The 15,818-nt window shown below is 53.2% G+C and carries 17 protein-coding genes and 1 other RNA gene; 4 read left to right on the top strand and 14 right to left on the bottom strand.

Going from position 1 to position 15,818, the window contains the following annotated elements; all coding sequences use genetic code 11:
* Window positions 1-35: 35 nt before the first annotated feature.
* The gene (obgE, locus tag GFH31_RS10765; protein WP_055201960.1) at window positions 36-1,034 is read left to right on the top strand and encodes a GTPase ObgE; all 999 of its coding nucleotides are present in this window, start codon (window positions 36-38) and stop codon (window positions 1,032-1,034) included.
* On the opposite strand, the gene GFH31_RS10760 is transcribed toward obgE, so the two are convergent.
* From GFH31_RS10760 to GFH31_RS10735, 6 genes are all read right to left on the bottom strand, one after another.
* Window positions 1,028-1,825 (bottom strand): DUF5689 domain-containing protein, encoded by a 798-nt coding sequence (locus GFH31_RS10760; protein WP_153497916.1) that lies wholly within the window; start codon window positions 1,823-1,825, stop codon window positions 1,028-1,030. The two genes, obgE and GFH31_RS10760, sit on opposite strands and share 7 nt — an antisense overlap.
* The gene (locus tag GFH31_RS10755; protein WP_101571283.1) at window positions 1,806-2,615 is read right to left on the bottom strand and encodes a DUF5689 domain-containing protein; all 810 of its coding nucleotides are present in this window, start codon (window positions 2,613-2,615) and stop codon (window positions 1,806-1,808) included. Before GFH31_RS10755 ends, GFH31_RS10760 begins: the two co-directional genes overlap by 20 nt.
* A gap of 17 nt (window positions 2,616-2,632) precedes the next feature.
* Window positions 2,633-5,113 carry a hypothetical protein gene (locus GFH31_RS10750; protein ID WP_101571285.1) on the bottom strand — a complete coding sequence of 827 codons (2,481 nt, stop codon included), beginning with the start codon at window positions 5,111-5,113 and terminating at the stop codon, window positions 2,633-2,635.
* A gap of 268 nt (window positions 5,114-5,381) precedes the next feature.
* The gene (locus GFH31_RS10745; protein WP_101571287.1) at window positions 5,382-5,828 is read right to left on the bottom strand and encodes a GatB/YqeY domain-containing protein; all 447 of its coding nucleotides are present in this window, start codon (window positions 5,826-5,828) and stop codon (window positions 5,382-5,384) included.
* A gap of 56 nt (window positions 5,829-5,884) precedes the next feature.
* Window positions 5,885-7,849 carry a DNA topoisomerase (ATP-hydrolyzing) subunit B gene (gyrB, locus tag GFH31_RS10740; RefSeq protein ID WP_101571289.1) on the bottom strand — a complete coding sequence of 655 codons (1,965 nt, stop codon included), beginning with the start codon at window positions 7,847-7,849 and terminating at the stop codon, window positions 5,885-5,887.
* 142 nt (window positions 7,850-7,991) lie between these two features.
* The gene (locus tag GFH31_RS10735) at window positions 7,992-8,732 is read right to left on the bottom strand and encodes a cell division ATP-binding protein FtsE (RefSeq protein ID WP_055203458.1); all 741 of its coding nucleotides are present in this window, start codon (window positions 8,730-8,732) and stop codon (window positions 7,992-7,994) included.
* 238 nt (window positions 8,733-8,970) lie between these two features.
* Between GFH31_RS10735 and ssrA the strand changes: the two genes are divergently transcribed.
* Window positions 8,971-9,370: a transfer-messenger RNA gene (ssrA, locus tag GFH31_RS10730) on the top strand.
* A gap of 135 nt (window positions 9,371-9,505) precedes the next feature.
* Here the strand turns inward: ssrA and GFH31_RS10725 are convergent.
* From GFH31_RS10725 to GFH31_RS10710, 4 genes are all read right to left on the bottom strand, one after another.
* Window positions 9,506-9,787 carry a hypothetical protein gene (locus GFH31_RS10725; protein ID WP_153497915.1) on the bottom strand — a complete coding sequence of 94 codons (282 nt, stop codon included), beginning with the start codon at window positions 9,785-9,787 and terminating at the stop codon, window positions 9,506-9,508.
* Window positions 9,788-9,982: 195 nt separating this feature from the next.
* Window positions 9,983-10,204: a hypothetical protein gene (locus GFH31_RS10720; RefSeq protein WP_118456837.1), complete on the bottom strand. Its 222-nt coding sequence runs from the start codon at window positions 10,202-10,204 to the stop codon at window positions 9,983-9,985.
* Window position 10,205: 1 nt separating this feature from the next.
* Complete coding sequence (locus tag GFH31_RS10715; protein ID WP_153497914.1) at window positions 10,206-10,520, bottom strand: SH3 beta-barrel fold-containing protein; 315 nt, start codon at window positions 10,518-10,520, stop codon at window positions 10,206-10,208.
* Between the two features lie 7 nt (window positions 10,521-10,527).
* Window positions 10,528-10,836 carry a hypothetical protein gene (locus GFH31_RS10710; RefSeq protein ID WP_153497913.1) on the bottom strand — a complete coding sequence of 103 codons (309 nt, stop codon included), beginning with the start codon at window positions 10,834-10,836 and terminating at the stop codon, window positions 10,528-10,530.
* 168 nt (window positions 10,837-11,004) lie between these two features.
* Here GFH31_RS10710 and GFH31_RS10705 point away from each other — a divergent pair, with 168 nt between their 5' ends.
* Entirely contained in the window at window positions 11,005-11,268 is a 264-nt protein-coding gene (locus GFH31_RS10705) for a helix-turn-helix domain-containing protein (protein WP_118456831.1), read from the top strand.
* Between the two features lie 4 nt (window positions 11,269-11,272).
* Window positions 11,273-12,091: a Bro-N domain-containing protein gene (locus GFH31_RS10700; protein WP_153497912.1), complete on the top strand. Its 819-nt coding sequence runs from the start codon at window positions 11,273-11,275 to the stop codon at window positions 12,089-12,091.
* Between the two features lie 1,252 nt (window positions 12,092-13,343).
* Here the strand turns inward: GFH31_RS10700 and GFH31_RS10695 are convergent.
* The 4 genes from GFH31_RS10695 to GFH31_RS10680 all read right to left on the bottom strand — a co-directional run bounded on the left by GFH31_RS10695 (window position 13,344) and on the right by GFH31_RS10680 (window position 15,796).
* The gene (locus tag GFH31_RS10695; RefSeq protein ID WP_118456826.1) at window positions 13,344-14,015 is read right to left on the bottom strand and encodes a hypothetical protein; all 672 of its coding nucleotides are present in this window, start codon (window positions 14,013-14,015) and stop codon (window positions 13,344-13,346) included.
* 3 nt (window positions 14,016-14,018) lie between these two features.
* On the bottom strand, window positions 14,019-14,258 hold the full coding sequence (locus GFH31_RS10690) for a hypothetical protein (RefSeq protein ID WP_153497911.1): 240 nt from the start codon (window positions 14,256-14,258) through the stop codon (window positions 14,019-14,021).
* A gap of 21 nt (window positions 14,259-14,279) precedes the next feature.
* Window positions 14,280-14,528 carry a hypothetical protein gene (locus GFH31_RS10685; RefSeq protein ID WP_153497910.1) on the bottom strand — a complete coding sequence of 83 codons (249 nt, stop codon included), beginning with the start codon at window positions 14,526-14,528 and terminating at the stop codon, window positions 14,280-14,282.
* 86 nt (window positions 14,529-14,614) lie between these two features.
* Entirely contained in the window at window positions 14,615-15,796 is a 1,182-nt protein-coding gene (locus tag GFH31_RS10680) for a DUF6371 domain-containing protein (RefSeq protein ID WP_153497909.1), read from the bottom strand.
* Window positions 15,797-15,818: the final 22 nt, after the last annotated feature.

The following is a 15,818-nucleotide window of genomic DNA, read 5'->3' as shown; positions in this document are numbered from 1 at the left end:
CTTTGACGCATCAGACATCCGATAAATCAGAATCTATGCCATCGTCCAACTTCGTCGACTACGTGAAAATATTCGGCCGCTCCGGTAAAGGCGGCCCCGGCTCCCGCCATTTCCGCCGCGAGAAATTCATCGAATTCGGCGGCCCGGACGGCGGAGACGGAGGCAACGGAGGCAGCATCGTCCTGCGCGGCAACAGCCAGTACTGGACGCTGATCCACCTCAAGTACAAGCGTCACATCTTCGGCGAGGACGGCGAAGCGGGCAGCGGGGCGCGCTGCTCGGGGAAGAACGGGACGGACGTCGTCATCAACGTGCCGCTAGGCACCGTCGCACGCGATGCGGAAACCGGGGAAATCGTCTGCGAAGTCACCGAAGACGGACAGGAGGCTGTCCTGCTGAAAGGAGGCCGCGGAGGACTCGGCAACTGGCACTTCAAAACGGCGACCAACCAGGCTCCGCGGTATGCGCAACCGGGCGAGGATTGCGTCGAAGGATGGTTCATCCTCGAACTGAAAGTGCTTGCCGACGTCGGGCTGGTCGGATTCCCGAACGCCGGGAAATCGACACTGCTGGCAGCCGTTTCGGCGGCGAAGCCCAAAATCGCGAATTACGCTTTCACGACCCTCGAACCGAATCTGGGCATCGTCGAATGCCGCGACCACAAGTCGTTCGTGATGGCCGACATCCCCGGCATCATCGAAGGGGCGCATACCGGCAAAGGGCTCGGAACGCGCTTCCTGCGTCACATCGAACGCAACTCGATCCTGCTGTTCATGATCCCGGCCGACACGAAAGACGTGCGCGAAGAATACCGCATCCTGCTGAACGAACTGGAACAATACAACCCCGAACTGCTCGACAAGCAGCGCCTGCTGGCGATCACCAAAAGCGACCTGCTGGACGAAGAACTGCAAGAAGCCATCGCCGCCGATCTGCCGGACATTCCGTCGATCTTTATCTCGTCGGTCAGCGGGTACCACATCCGACAACTCAAAGACATGCTCTGGGAAGCCCTGCAACGCGACAATCAGTAACCGAAAACATACGCGGGCCGGAAACGGGGCGATTCCATCACCGCATTTTTCGGCGATACGACTTTCAACTGGTAATTCCGGTTGAACCAACTCAGAATCCCTTCGATATAACCGCTGCCCGAAGGAAGCGGCCAATCTGCGAAGTCGGCCTTCGCAGAGGTTCTCACGATCAGCGTATCCCCCGCGGGATCGACCAGATGCCGATCGGTATCCGACATGGTATCGCACCAGTTCTCCGAGCACTCCGCATCGACGAACTGCACCCGTTCGAAAGCCACGTAACGGCTTATCCAGGCGGCCGCCAGATCGGAAAAAACGAGGGTATCGGGACGAATATCGGTCACGCCGCCCTGCTTTTTCAGAAATTGAGGCCAGACCGACTGCGGAATGAACCCGTTTTCGTAAGCGGAATCGTCCGACGCCGCGCCCAGCGACACCACGCCTCCGTAGTCGCCCAGCACCAGCCCCTGGCAACGGATCCGTACGCTCTGCCCGACCGGAAATACGGTAAAGAGATCGCGTCCGCCGACTTTGACCTCGATTCCTCCGGTGGCATCCTGCACGACCAGCGTATTGCGGAACGCCCCGTAAGCATCGTTCGCCGTTACGACGACGCGCAGTTCGACGTCATCGGTCACACGAAGCGGATAACCGCGATACAGCGATTTCAGGTAAGCGACCGACACCGGATCGCCCCCGGGACTCTCTCCGTCGTCCCGATCGAAACCGTTTTTGGACACGCAGCCGGCCAACAGCAACAGCAGACAGCAGCTAATCAACCTGTACATCATTCAAATCACGCATTTTAAGTTCATACACCCGGCGTCCGCCCACTTTTCCGGGCAGCAGAATACCGGTCACCGAAACCGGCCCGTGCGGAACCCGTTCGCCGGCAAACGAAGCGTAACCGCTCGTATAGACATAAACAGAATCCGCTCCGCACCGGAATTTCAACAAGGCGCTGCGCGGCGTACCGTCGGCCGATACCGCCGCAGGGACGGCCCAGGTCGTATCCGACGGCGTATCGAGGCACAGCCGGGCGATCCGCACCAAACAGCCGATCCGGTCGTCGTTCAACCCGGCGATCGTCGTCGGCAGCGCTGTCGGCAGGATCGTTTCGCCGGTTCGCAACAGATGACGCCGCACGATCGCCGGACTCTCCATCGGGGCGACGGGTTCCGTCGCCGAACCGCCCCGCAAACCGATCCGCAACAACCCGTCGTCCAGCGCCGCGGTCAGGCCGTCGGCGGACAACGTCAACCGGCAACCGACCGGATAATCGTTGTGCAGATCGTACAGTCCGGCGCAGACCTCGACCGCGCCGGAATTGTCCTCGAGCATCAGCGTCCGGTAGAAATTATCGGCCCGGTCGGATGTGGTCACATACCCCGACAACACAACCCCGGAGCCGGAAAACGCAACCGGGCCCACCGCACACCGTTCGCGGAGCGTGGCGACCGACATGTTGGGCAACGGCGCGGTTTCATCCGCAGGATGCGGTTCGCCGAAATCGTCATAACCGCACCCGGCAGCCAACAGCGCCGCAGCGCATCCGATCCATATTTTTATAAATCCATTCATTTTCGACCTCGTCAAATCTAAAAACGGAAATTCACAGTCAGGTAATAGGTGCGCGGATAGGCGTACAGGTACTTCGATCCGAAAGCCGTGATGCTCTGGTTCAACCCCGTCCCGCTTTTGCGCAGCCGCATCTGCTCGTAACCGCTGTAAACGATCTCCTTGCGGTTGGCCAGGTTGTTCACCGCCGCGCTTACCGACAGGTAACGACTGCCGAGTCGAAACGATTTCGACACGAACAGATCGATCGTAAAAGCCTCCGGAAAACGCTCCTGCTCCGTCAGCGCTCGCAAGTCTTCCGGCGAAGCGGCATAATCGTACACCCGGCCCATCCGGTTCAGCGGACTGACCGTCGTGTAATGGTCGGCCGCATAATTGACCGACAGCGAAGCCATCCACAGTTTCGCCCCCCGGTAGCTCAATTCAGCCGAAGCGATCCGCTGCGGTGACCCGCTCAGGCGATACCCTTTCAACAACGAACGGGCGCGGTCGGCGATCACACTGCCATCCTTGTCGGACAGGATGCGTACCGACGGATCGTTCCGGTAACTGTTACGGGCCTGCGATGCGGCGACACGCAGAGCGAACCGCCGCGTAAGCAGCACCTCGGCCCCGAACTCGACTCCTGCATACAGTTTCCCGATCCCCGAAAGTTCCATGTCGGAATAGACCGACGCGATATCGTCGTAGTAGCGGCGCACTTCGGATTCGCCGCGCGAAACCGTCGCATACGCGCACAGTTCGAGTCGAACGGTCCGGCCCGCGTACCGGTAGCTCAGCTCGCCGCCGAACCGGTTCGCCGTACGCGGATCGCCAACCGTACGGTTCCGATAATCGATCGACACGAACACATCGCGCGCGGCCGGAGCGACGTCCTCGTACAGCAGGTCGAGGCGCAACGTATGCGCCGGCGTGAACAGGCAATCGATCCCGCCCTTGAGCGTATATTCGGTAAAATGCAGCCGGGAGGAGCGCCCGTAGGAGTCGCTTCCCGGAAACAATTCCTTCTCATAACGCCCGTTGCGGGAATATCCGACCGGGGCTACCCGCAACGCGACGTATCCGCCGAAACGCTCGTCGGAGCGGTTCCTCAGATCGGCCGTAAGCCACCCTTCGCCGCAGACGTAATCCAGGTCGTAGTCGTACCCGTACCGCTCCCCGACGGCCACCCGGCGGTCAGGCGCGCGCAGGTTATTCTGCAATTTGTCGCCGAAATAGCGATCGTCGATCAGGTACGGGTCGATGTCGAACAGAAAAGCGGCACCGAGCAAGTCGTCCAGCCGGTTGTAAGCGGTCGTCCGGTCGATCCGCACGCGCACCCCTCCCCGCAATCGCAGCGTCCGGGAAGGATGGTAATCGAAACAAGAAACGAACTGCCAGTTCCGGAACCGATCTACGGCGCTGCCCAGCACATAGGCGGCCGGCAGCGTATCGCGATTTCCGTTGGCGAGGTACAACTCCTCCCAATCGATCTGCGTAACCCGGACGTCGCGCTGCCTCCATGCCGCGGAGACGGCCCCGGACACCTCCGGATTCTCGTAGGAACCGGGCAGGTAGCGGTAATAGTCGGGCAACGGATTGCGCGCGTCGTACCAGTCGAGCGCCGAACGCGAAGAGGTGCCCCACAGAGCCGAAACGGTCGTAGTAAGGTTCCAGCGGGTGTCCGCTCCGCAACGCCAGGTAATCAGCGCCATCGGCGTCCGTTCGCAGCGGACGCGGGACGGGCGGACGCGTCCCTGCTGGTATCCCCAGGCCGGATTGTAAAGACGATCTCCGGACGCTTCGAATGCTTCGCCGGTCGAAGCGCTGCGCAATCCCCGCTCGGACGGGGCCATCAGGAACACGGCGGAAAGGGAATTTTTCGCGCCGAGCCGGCGCCCGAGCGAAAGACACAGCGACCACTCGTCGGCGTAGACGCCCCGGATATGCCGGTCACGCCCCCAGCGCCGGGTTCCGGTCGCTGCGAAAGCCCAGCCGCCGCCCAAGGTTCCGGTCGCGATTCCCGCACGCAAACCCTGCCGGAAACGGCGGTCGGTAAACATCCAGCCTGCACGGCCGCCGGGCGGCTCGTGCAAAACGTCGAGATCGTATTCGCAAATGTTACCGGCATTGCCGACCGTCGAAACGGACGGCGCGATCCCCGGCTGTTCATCCAGCCGGACGGGAGCCTGGCGAACGGCCGTTAGCACATTCCAGAACGGCTCGCCGGTAACCGGATTGTCCAGATCGATCCCGTTCAGCAACCGGCGGCTGCAATTCCACGCATAACCGCGCCTCGCATAACGGACGAACGAAAAACGATACCGCGACAGCGAAGCGAACGGCCCGTCGTAAGCCGAAAGCGGCACGGACAACCACAAGGAAACGGTATCGCCGTCCGGTTCGTAACGGTCGACGACATCGAAACGCTGCTGTTCGTCGAAAACCACGACGCTGCCCTGCCCGTGCAGCGACACGGAAAAAACAAGCATCCCGAGAATCGGCAACCACCGTTTGTTCATGGCAGACAGTTTTAACCCGCACGGGCGCACGGCCCCTCCGCTTCCGGCAAAACACCTCCGCCACCGCTCTCTCTCCGATCGAGCAAGCACGCAAAAAAACCGTCCGGGCTATGAAGTTACGCAAACCGAACGATTTATACAACTTTTTAGAACATTATTTTGCTTTACAGCAACATTTCACACGATTCCGCAAGGATACGAAACAAACGTGGGAATGCCTTTTACAGACATTCCCACGCCGTTCGATCGGTTTATTACGCTGTGAGCGCTACTGCAATAATTTTTTGACCGCCTCGGAAATCGCGCGGCCGTCGGCCTGCCCGGCAAGCTGTTTGGTGGCCACTCCCATCACCTTTCCCATATCCGCCGGCGAAGCGGCTCCCACCTGCGCGATAATCGCTTTCAGGACGGTCTCCAGTTCTTCTCCGCTCAATTGTTTCGGCATAAACACTTCCAGCACGGCCGCCTCGGCCAATTCGTTTTCGGCCAGTTCCGGTCGGTTGTTCTGCGTATAAACGGCGGCCGACTCCTTGCGCTGTTTTACCAGCTTCTGAATAATTTTCAGCACGGCGCCGTCGCTGATTTCGTCCGATCCATCGGCCGTTTTGGCCAGCAGGATCTCCGCCTTCACGGCCCGCAGGCCTGCCAGACGCACTTTCTCCTTGGCGAGCATCGCCGCTTTGATTCCGTCGTTAATCTCTTTTTCCAGACTCATATCGGTATTTTTTAATTTCTATGTTCAACGATTTGTCCGGCTCCGGCCGCACGCCGCTAAATATCGATGTTGGCATACTTGGCATGCCTTTCGATAAATTCCCGGCGCGGCGGCACGTCGTCGCCCATCAGCATCGAGAAGATACGATCCGCTTCGGCGGCGCTCTCGATATTCACCTGACGCAGGATACGCGTTTCGGGCGACATGGTCGTTTCCCACAACTGTTCGGGATTCATTTCCCCCAGACCTTTGTAACGCTGTACATGGGCCCCTTTCGACCCGAATTCCGCCAAAGCCGCCTCGCGCTCCTCTTCCGTCCAACAATAGCGACTATTCTTACCCTTTTTGACCTGATAGAGCGGCGGCGTCGCGATATAGACGTGTCCGTTTTTGATCAGGTTGTTCATGTAGCGGAAGAAGAACGTTAGCATCAACGTCGCGATGTGGCTGCCGTCGACATCGGCATCGGTCATAATAATCACGCGGCCGTAACGCAACTTATCGAGGTTCAGCGCCTTGCTGTCGTCTTCGGTTCCGATCGTCACGCCGAGCGCAGTGAAGATATTGCGGATCTCCTCGTTCTCGAAGATCCGGTGCTCCATCGCCTTCTCGACATTCAGTATCTTACCCCTCAACGGCATGATAGCCTGAAAATTCCGGTCGCGGCCCTGTTTGGCCGAACCGCCTGCGGAATCGCCCTCGACGAAGAAAATCTCGGCCTGATCGCGATCGCGCGACGCGCAGTCGGCCAGCTTGCCGGGCAGCCCCGATCCGGACAGCACCGTTTTGCGCTGTACGAGTTCGCGCGCCTTGCGGGCCGCATGCCGGGCCGTGGCGGCCAGGATCACCTTCGACACGATGGCGCGGGCGTCTTTCGGGTTCTCTTCCAGATAATGCGTCAACGCGCCGGAAATCGCCTGATCGACGACGCCGGCGACTTCGCCGTTGCCGAGTTTGGTCTTGGTCTGTCCTTCGAACTGCGGCTCCTGCACCTTGACCGAGACGATCGCGGTAAGCCCTTCGCGGAAGTCGTCGCCGTTGATCTCGAATTTCAGCTTGGTCAGCATACCCGAATCTTCGGCGTATTTCTTCAGCGTCCGGGTCAGCGCCCGGCGGAAACCGGTCAGGTGCGTACCGCCCTCGATCGTATTGATATTGTTGACGTACGAATGCACGTTCTCGGAGAAACTCGTATTGTACTGCATCGCCACCTCGACCGGAACGCCGTCTTTTTCGGTATCGATATAGATCGTGTTTTCGATCAGCGATTCGCGGCTGGCGTCGAGGAACTTGACGAATTCTTTCAACCCTTCGGTCGAGTAATATTCGTCGTGAACGGACTCCCCGTTTTCGTTCTTCGTGCGCAGGTCGGTGATATTGAGCTTAATTCCCTTGTTCAGGTAAGCCAATTCGCGCAGGCGCGAGGCCAGCGTCTCATAATCGTATTCGGTGACCGTAAAGATCGAACTGTCGGGTTTGAAGGTAATGATCGTTCCGTGATCGTCCTCGGTCGTCTCGCCGATGATTTCCATGGTTCCCTGCGGAACGCCCTTGCTGAAGTTTTCCCGGAAGATTTTTCCTCCGCGGTGCACTTCGGCGACCAGCAGCGTGGAGAGCGCATTCACGCAGGACACGCCGACGCCGTGCAGACCGCCCGACACCTTATAACTGTCCTTGTTGAACTTACCGCCGGCATGCAGCACCGTAAGCACCACTTCGAGGGCGGGACGCCCTTCCTTCTCGTGCATATCGGTCGGAATACCGCGCCCGTCGTCCTTAACGGTGATCGAGTTGTCCTCGTTGACGAAAACGTCGATGCGGGAACAGTACCCGGCCAACGCCTCGTCGATCGAGTTGTCGACCACTTCGTACACCAAATGGTGCAACCCCCGGACTCCGACGTCCCCGATATACATCGCGGGGCGCTTGCGCACCGCCTCGAGGCCCTCGAGCACCTGAATGCTGGAAGCGGAGTACGCCTCCCCGGTTTGTTGGATCTGATCTTTTTCCTCTACGCTCATATATTTTTCCTTTCTATTAATTTACTCTGCCAAAAAGTTGCCGGCCAGAACCGTTCCGGCCGAACGGATCCCGCCCCGGCGCACGGCATTCCGGCCCACCGAAACGCCCGGAACGATTCGAACAAAGATAGTCATTTTTCCGCTAAATTCCAAGGATCGAATGGAGATCAATCTCGGCCACTTTTCCCTGATGAAAACGCAGCGTACGGGACGGATACTGCTGGATATTGCTGATGTTATGCGTCGACATCAGCACGGCGCACCCGCGTGCGACGATCGACGCGAACAACTGCATGATCCCGTCTGCGGCGGCGGGATCGAGGTTGCCGGTAGGCTCGTCGGCGAGAATCACCTGCGGGTTGTTCAGCAGGGCCCGGGCGATCGCCAACCGCTGCTGTTCGCCGCCCGACAACTGGAACGGCATCTTATACTCCTTGTTTTGCAGGCTTACCATGTCGAGCACTTCGGCGATCTTGCTGCGGATCTGCAATTCGTTTTTCCACCCGGTCGCCTTCAGCACAAAATGCAGGTTCTGAAAAACGTTCCGGTCGGTCAGCAATTGGTAATCCTGAAACACGATTCCGATCCGGCGCCGAAGGTACGGCACGTCTTTGCGGCGCATCCGCCGCAGGTCGAACCCGACGACCATCCCGCCTCCTTCGCGCAGCGGCAGTTCGGCGTAAAGCGTCTTGAGCAACGAACTCTTGCCCGACCCGACCCGGCCGATCAGATAGACCAGTTCGCCGGGAAACACCGTCAGATTGACATCCGACAGCACCATATCGCTGGTTCTGCCGTTACCCCGGAAACTGGCCTCCCGCAGGGCATCGTCGAAATGGAAAATCGCCACATCCCGTAGTTCTATCACCGCATTCGGATTCATCGCTTTCAAATTTGATCCGGCCCGCCGACACACATTTTCCGTGCGGGCACATTTAACAAAACAAAGATACCGATTGTTTGGACAGCATCTCCCGTTTGTTGATGAAGTGTTGATATTTTTCACGTCCCCGAAACGTCCCCGGATATCTCCGGACGAATTTATATTGCCCGTAAAAATAATTCTTCCGAAAAAACGTATATCTTTGTACCGGGATCGTACTACCGTGCGATCCCGATCAGGGGCTGACCGGTTTTGACAGCAGGCAGAGTCTGATTGTAAGCACGCCGAGCGTTGTGTGGACTCTCGTAAAACTGAATGCTCAAACTACAAATGGCGATAATAGCTATCAACTCGCTGCTTAATTTTACAGAGTAAAATGGCTTAATCCGGCAGTCCAAGGAGGCTGTCGGACGAGTACCCCGCCGAAGCTTCGTTCCGTAGCGGAAGGCACCGGGGTATCATTCAAACGGAAATAGCGGATCGGATGCCTATAACGATTCGCGAAAATCAATAGGCTGGGGCCGTAACTGGGTCGCCTTCGACCAGGTTGCGGCAGAAGGATCAACCGAAGGATAAGCGTGTAGAAAGCTTTTGGGTTCCTTGTTTGGACGAGGGTTCGACTCCCTCCAGCTCCACAATTAATTTTCATTTTCAGCACCTTAAAAAGCTAAGGGACTAAAACAGGGACTAAATACGGTTAGTCCCTGTTTTTTTATTGCCCTTTTTGATGCCCTTTGAAGGTACACTTAAATATTACTCTTAAGGTTCATTTTTCATTCTATGTTATACGTTTCAGTTGTACGATAGTTGTTCTCTCGGTCGCCACGATAGGCTGAACCTGCCGCCATCTTGATTTTTAATTCCAAATCTGCACGGAGATTTTGGTATCGTTTTTTTTCAAGCAAGGAACGTTCTGCTGTTTCAGGATCAGAAGCTTTGCCCGAAAGTAGTTTGCGCTCCAGTTTCTCAATACGGTAGGCGTGGTAACGATTGCGCCAGTGTAACGCAGATGTGATAATTGCCAGTTCTTCAGTGTTAAATGTGATTGTTGTCATAACTATTTGGTTTATTTGGTTAATGTATCAAACGTTAAAAATTCGCCGTCCTTTTCCCATTCACGGAGAGTGTATCGACTTTTCGGCAAGTAGTCCGCACGGCGGACGGCTCCGGCCTCGGTGGGGAACATCCCCAGCAAATAACCATCAATAAGAAAGTTCGTAAATCATCATCTTTGCCTGCTCCATAACGGTCTATATTTTCTCAAAGAACCGGACACGGAATTTGTTGAGGCGATCCATAAACCATTTGTCTCGCTCATCGTCCGGAATAGCTGGATAAAGTCCGGGGGTTACATAATCTCGGCAAATGCGCATCAGAGTGACAAATGCTACCTCGTCGAGGCCGGTGCCCCGCTGGACATTTTGGGCGATTCTTAACAGTTGTAACGTCTGTTTGGTTGTCAATCCTTTCATATCAGTAAATTGTTATCAGATTCTCGATTTTGAATGACCTCCAGTTGGCCGCCTCAATGTCGTAATATTTCACTGTCTTGGGTGTTTCCGTTCCTGTGCCTTTGATAATAGACGAAACGCCCCGTAACGTGCCTTTTGCTTTGCGTAGTGCCCCGTTTATCTTTTCATAGGAGAATTGTACTACACTGGATCGCATTCGCTGTATAAGGCGGAAAATAACCCAAGAACGGGAAAGGCATACGGCAAAGGCTTTGCCGGTCGTGCGGTACATCTCCCAGGCCCGCAACATAATGTTCCTCAAATCACTTTTTCTCATCGTTATATTAGTTTAAGAGTTTGTATAATTCGTTAGCGTCAAAGTCGCTGTCCACTTCGTTGCCCTCGCTGTCATAGCAATCGGCGCTCAGTACGTCAAATTCTTCTTCATCCACCACCGCCAGCATCTCAAAGTCGTAACCCTCGTAAGAACCGCCTATCTCATCCTTGTACCCTATTCGGTGATTTACCTGAACGACCAGCAGGCAATCGCCGTTCTCAAATTCTATCACAGATTCGGCGCTTTCATCCGATATCTCGCCGTAAATCTTGTTTACTATCGCCCGGTAGTCTGATGTGGTGAAGTGTGCTCGCATGGTCTATAATGTTTTCAATTATTTTTACACCACAAATATAATGTAATAAATTATAACAACCAAACGTTTGATAAAAAAAGTTAACCAAAAACGTAATATTTTTTGCGTTGATATATTTTTATACATTATAAATGACTATATTTGCCCTATAATCTAATTCGTTATAAAATGAAACTGAGAATTAAAGAGGTCTTAAAGGAGAAAAAGGTAACGGCGTTATCCCTTGCTGAAAAAATAGGTATCGCCCAACCGAGCATGAGTAATATCGTAAATAACAAAGTAACCCCATCCCTTGATACTATTGAAAAGATCGCCAACGCTTTAGATGTACCGGTATCGGAGTTGATAGACGAGCCAAAGGCCGGGAACTTTACCTGCCCATATTGCGGCACGGAATTGCGGTTGACGGCTGAAAAGATAGGAAAGGAGTAAGACTATGACAAAAAAAGACGCTATAAAGCTTTTTGAAGACAAGCAAGTGCGTTCCGTGTGGGATTCCGAGGCTGAGAAATGGTACATTTCTATTGTCGATGTGATTGAGGTGTTAACTGATAGTGCAAATCCCCGTCGTTATTGGAGCGATCTCAAAATCAAACTTGAAAAAGAAGGGAGCGAAGTGTACGAGAATATCGTACAGTTGAAAATGGAGGCTCCGGATGGGAAGATGCGCTTAACCGATGTTGCCGATGCCGAACAGCTTTTCAGGCTTATTCAATCTATCCCATCTCCGAAAGCGGAGCCATTCAAACAATGGTTAGCGCAATTGGGACGGGAGCGCCTTGAGGAAATAGACGATCCGGAACAAGGTATTGACCGAATAATGGAGTATTATCATCGCAAAGGATATTCCGCCAACTGGATCAATCAGCGATTAAAGTCTATTGAGGTGCGCAAAGAACTTACCGATGAATGGGAACGCCGGGGAATACAAAAAGGCCAACAATATGCCATACTTACCGACGTTATTACTAAGGGATGGTCGGGGCTTACTACAAAGCAGTATAAGCAATTCAAAGGGCTGAAAACCGAAAGCTTGCGAGATAATATGACGAACCTTGAATTAGTGCTTAATATGTTGGCAGAAGCATCAACAACCGAGATTTCCCAAAAGGAAGAACCCGAAACCTTTGAGCATAGCAAGCAAATTGCACATCGAGGCGGAAAGGTTGCCGGTGCCGCCCGGAAAGAACTGGAGGCCCAAACCGGTCAAAAGGTCGTTAGTCCGTTAAGCGCTAAAAAGGTTCTCAAGAAATGAGCATGTAAGGAATCTTTACAAGTTCGGTTTCAGTTATTCCAATTTCTCGAATATCTCAGTTGTTTCCAAAATGGAAATAGCTCCCAAAAGAATAGCCACCTGGTTGAGGTGGCTATTTACTTTATAGGAGTTTACTTTTCCGGCACTATGCAGAAATTACATAACGTTGAATCATGCTCAAAATATCCCGGCCATTACCCGCTCGTAATCCTCAACGGATACCCTTTCAGATTGCTATATCTTCTTTTTGATATTTTTTTATAGTGTAAGATTTGTGAAGTTATTCCACCCGTTCAACCATATCCAAAAACATATCCCCAGGGATGATTCAAGGGGCAGATCGGATCGTCTGCCCCTTTGTTGCAAGGGTATTTACGGGATATTGTGTTACGATTTAATTTTGTGCTTCAGCATCAAAATTTCGCATTTTCGCTTGATTCGCTGGAGGTGTATTATCAGTTCGTCCCGTGTCATGTTTATAGTCACATTGTCGCATTTGTCGTCCCGTGCTCCACCTCGGCGTTCTCGTACCTGTCGTGTATTGTTCATATCCCCGATTTTTGCTATCTTTGACTTGTCAAGAATCAAAAAATTGGGAAAGCTGCTTTCGAGAGGCTTTCCCTTTATTTTCCGAGCAATCCCAAGCTATTCCCGATAGCACGTTGCATATCGTCGCATTTTCTCAGTCGTCGCAATAATCTCTCGTATTGTCGTGTCGGTTTGCCTCGATAGGTTTTACGACATTTGCGCAGTTGCTCGTTGATCTCGATCTGTCGAGGAAATATCACATAATCGAGTAATCGATATTGCTTTGAAAGGGTTTGCCGATCATAGCAACACCCACGGAACGCTGAGCGGTGGAAAAACCAGCCTTCCACTCCGTAAAGAATCCGGCAACGTTTACCGGTTTGAGGGCATAAGAAATACCATATCCGCCCCTTGCCAAGATTCGATGTAACCGAGGCCAGTTGCACCCGATAATGACGAGGTTCGTCTCCGAATCTGTAATCGAGTTCGATATACATTTCCCGGGTGTCAATGATTAGGTCGATATTGCCGGCCGGCCTACCTCGACAGCTCCATGACATCGAGGCAGCGATACGCCGAGGTATCCACATTGCATATCGTTTCCACAAATACGAAAGTTCTATGCGATTGCACTCCTCAAAAAGTGTAGGCCACGTTCTTCGCTTTGCCATAACCTAAATTATTAGGGATAGACGGATGTATAGTCCGCCTAATAAATACCCCGTTAACCTTTCGGATTATTGAACAAACCACCATCGTACGCCTGTTGTATGGCAAAAGGATTGAGTTGCACAACCCTTTTGGCTCCCAGTACTCCAATGGTAGCATCCATCTCCAAATCTATGTCTATGATCGAGCGGTAATTGTTTTTGTTGACCGCATACATCCCGTAATTCTGGGCCAGCGCATCGAGCTCGTGGATAGCTGCAATGGCTTTCTGAGCCGCATTATACACCTCAACCTGCGATGGATGCGAGATACACACGTTTCCGGCTTCTGCGAAAGCCTTATCAATCACTTCGGGGTCGCACCCTATACCGCTGTCAGCCCCCACCGTATAGGCTTCTATGGGGATATACTTGAAATCCTCGATTGTCTTGCAAGCCTTTCGGGTCAGTTCGTCGAACTGTGATAGCAGGGCGTCATATAACGCCTCCTTCTGCCGGCGTTCCGCCGGGAATAATACAGCGGACAGCGAGGCATTGAATTTGTCGAGCATCCGGGAGCGGATAGCGCAGCCGCCTTGCAATAATTCCTGGATAAACGCCGTTGTCAGTTCCTCCCCGTATTCACCTACCCTGTCGGCGGTTACAAGTTCCCGCAATTTGGCTATCGCCTGATCGAATAAATAGCGTGTGTGTTCCTGGGGTATTTGTCCAATGCAAATTGTTTTCATCGCTTACATAGGTAAATTTGTGATAGGATCTACTGCCAGCGAACCGTCGGAATTGCCGGTGTTATCTCTGCCTTCGATGATACGACGGGTGCCCTTGTTGATAAATGTCGCAATTTCGGCGCCTTCATTTGCGTTGTCATTCGAATCGCCCTCGCTGTCTTGGTTGACAGCCATTTCGTAAGCGACATCAGCACCGTATTTTTCTGCTGCTTGCAGCATCTTTCTTAATTTTTCGTTGTTCATGATATTTGATTTTGGGGTTAATTACTCTTTCGCCAGCCTTGCAAACTTTAGTAGGGCCTCAGCGATCTCCACCGCTCGGTCTGGCGTGAAAGTGGCAACGGCTTCGGGATCATCTTCTCCGTTTCCATATCCTTCGACGAGGAAATACACTTCTGAGGGGGCGGGCTTGTCATTAATCGTGGTTTCACTTACCCCGACAGTCAAGGTTGCACCGTCATGTTTGAAAATCTTACATGGCAAAAATGCCGTCTTTTTCTTGTTCTGCTTCATTGTTTTTTTTATTTAGTTGGTTAAAACGGTTTAATTTCGGTTGTCTTGGATGGATGTTTGTCATGCACGGAATCTGCCCGCTATGGTTAATTAATGATCGTTCGTAAGCGTTCGCCTGTCATTACGCTTACAAGCCCCAAACTATCTATCAGGGTGTAGATATTCGGGTTGAGATTGCCGAGGTGTTGTAATGCTTGTTCTTCACGGTTGAGAGGCCGGATAGGAGCTTTGGCCGATTCCGTTGCGGGGATGTTGTTCAGTTCTGGTATCGAGGCTTTGAGTTGACGGATCAGGTAATCGGCAATGTCGAGTCCGTTTATCCTATCCTCGTCGGTTGCCACCGTCTCCAGTAGGTTAGAGATCGTTACGGTGCATCTTATCGTCGCTAGTTCCTTTGCCTTATCTGCCCAAAGGGAGTAGGTTTTGCCGTCTGTGTCGGTATCCGGGAACATTATCACGGTGCGCCCCATCAACACTCGGAGTTTATCAATAGAGAGCTGCGAGCGCCCACCGGTCGCCACCCATAGATATTCGGGATAGACCCCGGCGGCGATAAGCGCCGATTTCTCCGATTCGACCAAAGTCACTACTTTATCCGGATAGCGCTTCAACAGGTGTTCCCCGAACAGGCATTGCACGAGATTGAAATCATCCGGCAATACCTTGTCCCGCTTCAGTTTGGCGTGAACCCAGTCTATCGCACCGTTAGCGTTCTTTACCCGCTTGCCCGTTACAGGGTCGTACTGCATTACCTTTCCCGTTCGGATGCGGTTGCGTTCATCTATCTGCCAATAGATAATAGAGCCGTTTTTAGTGCAGCCCAAATAGTAGTCTGCCATTACTCGCCTGATGGTCGGAGATTCGAGAGTGTAGCGGTCGAAGATCGAGCATAGGAACGCTACAAAATTGCTATTATATCCCAATGACTGAATGATATACTGCTTTGGTATCCGGCCCGGTTCTTTTTCTTCAACCCTTTGGGTAAACTTGGGGTGATTCTGTTTTACCCTTACCGTAACCTTGCCGTTTTTTATAGTGCCCCCAAACTCCGATAATTGCGGATTATCTTCAAAATATTGTTTGGGGGTGTAGTGATAGCCGCAGCCGCTTTCATGGTTACACCGGCCAACGCTTGGATGGATAACCTCGCCCGTGTCCCCGTTGAGATACCATGTGAAAGAATGCTTATCATGGCAGGCCGGGCATTCGTGCCGGGACTTACGACCTGCGTACTTCTCTAAATATGGTTGGTTGTGTTGTCGTATCATAGTGAAAAAATAATTTGTTTTT

Origin of the sequence: Alistipes sp. dk3624 (assembly GCF_009557455.1) — a bacterium.
GTDB classification, from domain to species: Bacteria; Bacteroidota; Bacteroidia; order Bacteroidales; family Rikenellaceae; genus Alistipes_A; species Alistipes_A hominis.
Note: the sequence above shows the minus strand (reverse complement) of the source record. Positions and strands in the feature narration are given on the sequence as shown.

Coding starts and splice junctions, on each gene's coding strand:
- GFH31_RS10700 (WP_153497912.1), top strand. CDS start 11,273: ATGACAAAAAAAGACGCTATAAAGCTTTTTGAAGACAAGCAAGTGCGT.
- GFH31_RS10680 (WP_153497909.1), bottom strand. CDS start 15,796: ATGATACGACAACACAACCAACCATATTTAGAGAAGTACGCAGGTCGT.
- GFH31_RS10745 (WP_101571287.1), bottom strand. CDS start 5,828: ATGAGTCTGGAAAAAGAGATTAACGACGGAATCAAAGCGGCGATGCTC.
- gyrB (WP_101571289.1), bottom strand. CDS start 7,849: ATGAGCGTAGAGGAAAAAGATCAGATCCAACAAACCGGGGAGGCGTAC.
- GFH31_RS10690 (WP_153497911.1), bottom strand. CDS start 14,258: ATGAACAACGAAAAATTAAGAAAGATGCTGCAAGCAGCAGAAAAATAC.
- GFH31_RS10695 (WP_118456826.1), bottom strand. CDS start 14,015: ATGAAAACAATTTGCATTGGACAAATACCCCAGGAACACACACGCTAT.
- GFH31_RS10735 (WP_055203458.1), bottom strand. CDS start 8,732: ATGAATCCGAATGCGGTGATAGAACTACGGGATGTGGCGATTTTCCAT.
- GFH31_RS10750 (WP_101571285.1), bottom strand. CDS start 5,113: ATGAACAAACGGTGGTTGCCGATTCTCGGGATGCTTGTTTTTTCCGTG.
- obgE (WP_055201960.1), top strand. CDS start 36: ATGCCATCGTCCAACTTCGTCGACTACGTGAAAATATTCGGCCGCTCC.
- GFH31_RS10710 (WP_153497913.1), bottom strand. CDS start 10,836: ATGCGAGCACACTTCACCACATCAGACTACCGGGCGATAGTAAACAAG.
- GFH31_RS10715 (WP_153497914.1), bottom strand. CDS start 10,520: ATGAGAAAAAGTGATTTGAGGAACATTATGTTGCGGGCCTGGGAGATG.
- GFH31_RS10705 (WP_118456831.1), top strand. CDS start 11,005: ATGAAACTGAGAATTAAAGAGGTCTTAAAGGAGAAAAAGGTAACGGCG.
- GFH31_RS10760 (WP_153497916.1), bottom strand. CDS start 1,825: ATGATGTACAGGTTGATTAGCTGCTGTCTGCTGTTGCTGTTGGCCGGC.
- GFH31_RS10685 (WP_153497910.1), bottom strand. CDS start 14,528: ATGAAGCAGAACAAGAAAAAGACGGCATTTTTGCCATGTAAGATTTTC.
- GFH31_RS10755 (WP_101571283.1), bottom strand. CDS start 2,615: ATGAATGGATTTATAAAAATATGGATCGGATGCGCTGCGGCGCTGTTG.
- GFH31_RS10720 (WP_118456837.1), bottom strand. CDS start 10,204: ATGAAAGGATTGACAACCAAACAGACGTTACAACTGTTAAGAATCGCC.
- GFH31_RS10725 (WP_153497915.1), bottom strand. CDS start 9,787: ATGACAACAATCACATTTAACACTGAAGAACTGGCAATTATCACATCT.